Origin of the sequence: Sphaerisporangium album (genome assembly GCF_003323745.1) — a bacterium.
Taxonomy (GTDB): Bacteria; Actinomycetota; Actinomycetes; order Streptosporangiales; family Streptosporangiaceae; genus Sphaerisporangium; species Sphaerisporangium album.
The window spans coordinates 1-5,386 of sequence record NZ_QOIL01000049.1 but is presented as its reverse complement, the minus strand read 5'-3'; the positions used below and the strand labels follow the sequence as shown (position 1 = coordinate 5,386).

At 58.7% G+C, this 5,386-nt stretch carries 2 rRNA genes; both read left to right on the top strand.

Annotation, left to right across the window (positions count from 1 at the left end):
- The first annotated feature begins 177 nt into the window (after positions 1-177).
- Positions 178-1,699, top strand: a 16S ribosomal RNA gene (locus tag DQ384_RS40090).
- A 509-nt stretch (positions 1,700-2,208) separates the two neighbouring features.
- Positions 2,209-5,346, top strand: a 23S ribosomal RNA gene (locus DQ384_RS40085).
- The 16S and 23S rRNA genes sit together here, the layout of an rRNA operon.
- The last annotated feature ends 40 nt before the right edge of the window (positions 5,347-5,386 follow it).

Sequence of the window (5,386 nt, the reverse complement as noted above, 5' to 3'; positions counted from 1 at the left end):
GGTGTACGCGTCCGTTTCTTGAGAACTCAACAGTGTGTTAAAAGCCAGTGCATGAATCATGCATGAACCTCCGTCTGTCACGGATGGCCGTCTTAGCGGGTGGCTGTCTGGTGGGGATGGATTCCTTTGGTTGGCATCCCGTGTGATGGGGTGTCTGCCGGGATGTTCTTCAGACATTGTTTGGAGAGTTTGATCCTGGCTCAGGACGAACGCTGGCGGCGTGCTTAACACATGCAAGTCGAGCGGAAAGGCCCTTCGGGGTACTCGAGCGGCGAACGGGTGAGTAACACGTGAGTAACCTGCCCTCAACTTCGGGATAAGCCTGGGAAACCGGGTCTAATACCGGGTAGGACCTGCGGCGGCATCGCTGTGGGTGGAAAGTTTTTTCGGTTGGGGATGGGCTCGCGGCCTATCAGCTTGTTGGTGGGGTAGTGGCCTACCAAGGCGACGACGGGTAGCCGGCCTGAGAGGGCGACCGGCCACACTGGGACTGAGACACGGCCCAGACTCCTACGGGAGGCAGCAGTGGGGAATATTGCGCAATGGGCGAAAGCCTGACGCAGCGACGCCGCGTGGGGGATGACGGCCTTCGGGTTGTAAACCTCTTTCAGCAGGGACGAATTCGGACGTGTACCTGTAGAAGAAGCGCCGGCTAACTACGTGCCAGCAGCCGCGGTAATACGTAGGGCGCGAGCGTTGTCCGGAATTATTGGGCGTAAAGAGCTCGTAGGTGGCTTGTCGCGTCTGCCGTGAAAGCCCATGGCTTAACTGTGGGTCTGCGGTGGATACGGGCTGGCTAGAGGTAGGTAGGGGCAAGCGGAATTCCTGGTGTAGCGGTGAAATGCGCAGATATCAGGAGGAACACCGGTGGCGAAGGCGGCTTGCTGGGCCTTACCTGACGCTGAGGAGCGAAAGCGTGGGGAGCGAACAGGATTAGATACCCTGGTAGTCCACGCTGTAAACGTTGGGCGCTAGGTGTGGGGTCCTTCCACGGGTTCCGTGCCGTAGCTAACGCATTAAGCGCCCCGCCTGGGGAGTACGGCCGCAAGGCTAAAACTCAAAGGAATTGACGGGGGCCCGCACAAGCGGCGGAGCATGTTGCTTAATTCGACGCAACGCGAAGAACCTTACCAAGGCTTGACATCGCCCGGAAACCCTCAGAGATGGGGGCCTCCTTTGGATCGGGTGACAGGTGGTGCATGGCTGTCGTCAGCTCGTGTCGTGAGATGTTGGGTTAAGTCCCGCAACGAGCGCAACCCTTGTTCCATGTTGCCAGCGCGCCCTTTTGGGGTGGTGGGGACTCATGGGAGACTGCCGGGGTCAACTCGGAGGAAGGTGGGGATGACGTCAAGTCATCATGCCCCTTATGTCTTGGGCTGCAAACATGCTACAATGGTCGGTACAGAGGGTTGCGATGCCGTGAGGTGGAGCGAATCCCTAAAAGCCGGTCTCAGTTCGGATTGGGGTCTGCAACTCGACCCCATGAAGTCGGAGTCGCTAGTAATCGCAGATCAGCAATGCTGCGGTGAATACGTTCCCGGGCCTTGTACACACCGCCCGTCACGTCACGAAAGTCGGCAACACCCGAAGCCCGTGGCCCAACCCGTAAGGGGGGGAGCGGTCGAAGGTGGGGCTGGCGATTGGGACGAAGTCGTAACAAGGTAGCCGTACCGGAAGGTGCGGCTGGATCACCTCCTTTCTAAGGAGCACCGGCCTTCTGCAGGGGCAGGCACCGATCAACGTCGGGGTCGTCTGCCATGCTGTGAGGTCCATGGTCACGGTCACAGACGCGTGTTCTGTGCGTGGCCGGCTCATTAGTGGAGCACTGGCTACTCAATCAGGCCTAGCCGGCCTGGTCTGCTGGTACTGCCCGGCATCCGTCTAGGGTGCGGGGTTCAGGAACGCAGGCCGGGGGTTGCTGGGGTTGGTTGGACACACTGTTGGGTCCTGAGGGAACGGACCGTTGCGCGGGGCCGCTACGGCTGGAGTGATCTGGCCGGGTTCTCGCTACTTGCCTGGTGGTGGGTGGTGGGGTGGCGGTCTTGCTGCTTGTGCGGTGGGTGTTTCCTTGTTTGCGGGACCGGTCTTCTGTCATACCGCTGGTGGTGCTCGTCCTTTGTGGGTGGGTGGTGCTGGGTCTGGTGGCGGGTGGGGCTGGTGGTCTCGTTTGTTGTTTGTGAATTGCATAGTGGACGCGAGCATCTTTGTGGCCAAGTTTTTTAGGGCACACGGTGGATGCCTTGGCATCAGGAGCCGATGAAGGACGTGGGAGGCTGCGTTAAGCCTCGGGGAGTCGCCAACCAGACGTTGATCCGGGGATGTCCGAATGGGGAAACCTGGCACCAGTCATGTGGTGTCGCCGCCGTCTGAATGTATAGGGCGGTTGGTGGTAACGCGGGGAAGTGAAACATCTCAGTACCCGTAGGAAGAGAAAACAAAATGTGATTCCGTGAGTAGTGGTGAGCGAAAGCGGATGAGGCTAAACCATGCGCGTGTGATAGTCGGCGGGCGTTGCGTGTGTGGGGTTGTGGGACCTTCTTGTGGTTTCTGCCGGAGCCATGGACAGTGATAAATCGGTGGGGTAGTCGAAGCCTCTGGGAAGGGGCGCCGTAGACCGTGAGAGCCGGGTAGGCGAAATTCTGCCGACTGTTTGAGGGGATCCCAAGTAGCACGGGGCCCGAGAAATCCTGTGTGAATCTGCCAGGACCACCTGGTAAGCCTGAATACTCCCTGGTGACCGATAGTGCACGAGTACCGTGAGGGAAAGGTGAAAAGCACCCCGGTGAGGGGTCGTGAAATAGTACCTGAAACCGTGTGCCTACAAGCCGTAGGAGCGTAGGCGGAGCTTGCTTCGTCTGTGATGTGACTGCGTGCCTTTTGAAGAATGAGCCTGCGAGTCATGGTGTGTGGCGAGGTTAACCCGTGTGGGGGAGCCGTAGCGAAAGCGAGTCTGAATAGGGCGTTTGAGTCGCATGCTGTGGACCCGAAGCGGGGTGATCTACGCATGGGCAGGTTGAAGCGCGGGTAAGACCGTGTGGAGGACCGAACCCACCAGGGTTGAAAACCTGGGGGATGACCTGTGTGTAGGGGTGAAAGGCCAATCAAACTCCGTGATAGCTGGTTCTCCCCGAAATGCATTTAGGTGCAGCGTTGCGTGTTTCTTGCCGGAGGTAGAGCACTGGATGGCTGATGGGCCTTACCGGGTTACTGACGTCAGCCAAACTCCGAATGCCGGTAAGTGAGAGCGTGGCAGTGAGACTGCGGGGGATAAGCTCCGTGGTCGAGAGGGAAACAGCCCAGACCACCGACTAAGGCCCCTAAGCGTGTGCTAAGTGGGAAAGGATGTGGAGTCGCAGTGACAACCAGGAGGTTGGCTTAGAAGCAGCCATCCTTGAAAGAGTGCGTAATAGCTCACTGGTCAAGTGATTCCGCGCCGACAATGTAGCGGGGCTTAAGTACGCCGCCGAAGTCGTGGCACTCACATATTAAGCTCGGCGCCTTTGCGGGCGTCCAGGTGTGTGGGTGGGTAGGGGAGCGTCGTACAGGCGGTGAAGCAGCCGGGTGACCGAGTTGTGGAGGCTGTGCGAGTGAGAATGCAGGCATGAGTAGCGAATCAGAAGTGAGAAACTTCTGCGCCGGATGACCAAGGGTTCCTGGGCTAGGTTAATCCGCCCAGGGTAAGTCGGGACCTAAGGCGAGGCCGACAGGCGTAGTCGATGGACAACGGGTTGATATTCCCGTACCCGCGGGCGCGCGCCCATATCGAATCCAGTGATACTAAGGGTCCTTAGCCCCTCAGGTTCTTCGGAGTCTGGGTGAGGGTGAACGCCTGGCCTGATCTGGTAGTAGGTAAGCGATGGGGTGACGCAGGAGGGTAGCCCATCCCAGGCGATGGTTGTTCCTGGGGTAAGCATGTAGGGAGTGGCATAGGTAAATCCGTGCCGCGTGAATCCTGAGATGTGATGCCGAGCCGATTGTGGTGAAGTGGGTGATCCCATGCTGCCGAGAAAAGCCTCTAGTGAGTGTGCCGGCGGCCCGTACCCTAAACCGACTCAGGTGGTCAGGTAGAGAATACCGAGGCGATCGGGTGAACTGTGGTTAAGGAACTCGGCAAATTGCCCCCGTAACTTCGGGAGAAGGGGGGCCTCTGCTGGTGATGGGTCTTTGCGCCTGGAGCTGGTGGGGGTCGCAGTGGCCAGGGGGAAGCGACTGTTTACTAAAAACACAGGTCCGTGCGAAGTCGTAAGACGATGTATACGGACTGACGCCTGCCCGGTGCCGGAACGTTAAGGGGACCGCTCAGCTCATTTCGGTGGGCGAAGGTGAGAACTTAAGCGCCGGTAAACGGCGGTGGTAACTATAACCATCCTAAGGTAGCGAAATTCCTTGTCGGGTAAGTTCCGACCTGCACGAATGGCGTAACGACTTCCCCGCTGTCTCAACCACAGACCCGGCGAAATTGCACTACGAGTAAAGATGCTCGTTACGCGCAGCAGGACGGAAAGACCCCGGGACCTTCACTACAGCTTGACATTGGTGTTTGGGACGGCTTGTGTAGGATAGGTGGGAGACGGTGAAGCTGGGACGCTAGTTCTGGTGGAGTCATTGGTGAAATACCACTCTGGTCGTTTTGGATGTCTAACCCGCGCCCGTGGATCCGGGTGGGGGACAGTGTCTGGTGGGTAGTTTAACTGGGGCGGTTGCCTCCTAAAGGGTAACGGAGGCGCCCAAAGGTTCCCTCAGCCTGGTTGGCAATCAGGTGGTGAGTGTAAGTGCACAAGGGGGCTTGACTGTGAGACCGACGGGTCGAGCAGGAGCGAAAGCTGGGACTAGTGATCCGGCGGTGGCTTGTGGAAGCGCCGTCGCTCAACGGCTAAAAGGTACCCCGGGGATAACAGGCTGATCTTCCCCAAGAGTCCATATCGACGGGATGGTTTGGCACCTCGATGTCGGCTCGTCGCATCCTGGGGCTGGAGTAGGTCCCAAGGGTTGGGCTGTTCGCCCATTAAAGCGGTACGCGAGCTGGGTTTAGAACGTCGCGAGACAGTTCGGTCCCTATCCGCTGCGCGCGCAGGAGACTTGAAGGGGGCTGTCCCTAGTACGAGAGGACCGGGACGGACGAACCTCTGGTGTGCCAGTTGTTCTGCCAAGGGCATGGCTGGTTGGCTACGTTCGGGAGGGATAACCGCTGAAAGCATCTAAGCGGGAAGCCCGCCTTGAGATGAGGTCTCCCACCCCCGTTAAGGGGGGTAAGGCTCCCAGGTGATGACTGGGTTGATAGGCCGGGTGTGGAAGCATCGTAAGGTGTGGAGCTGACCGGTACTAATAGGCCGAGGACTTGACCACAGAGCATGCTCGCGTCCACTGTGTGATCTCAGAGACAGCA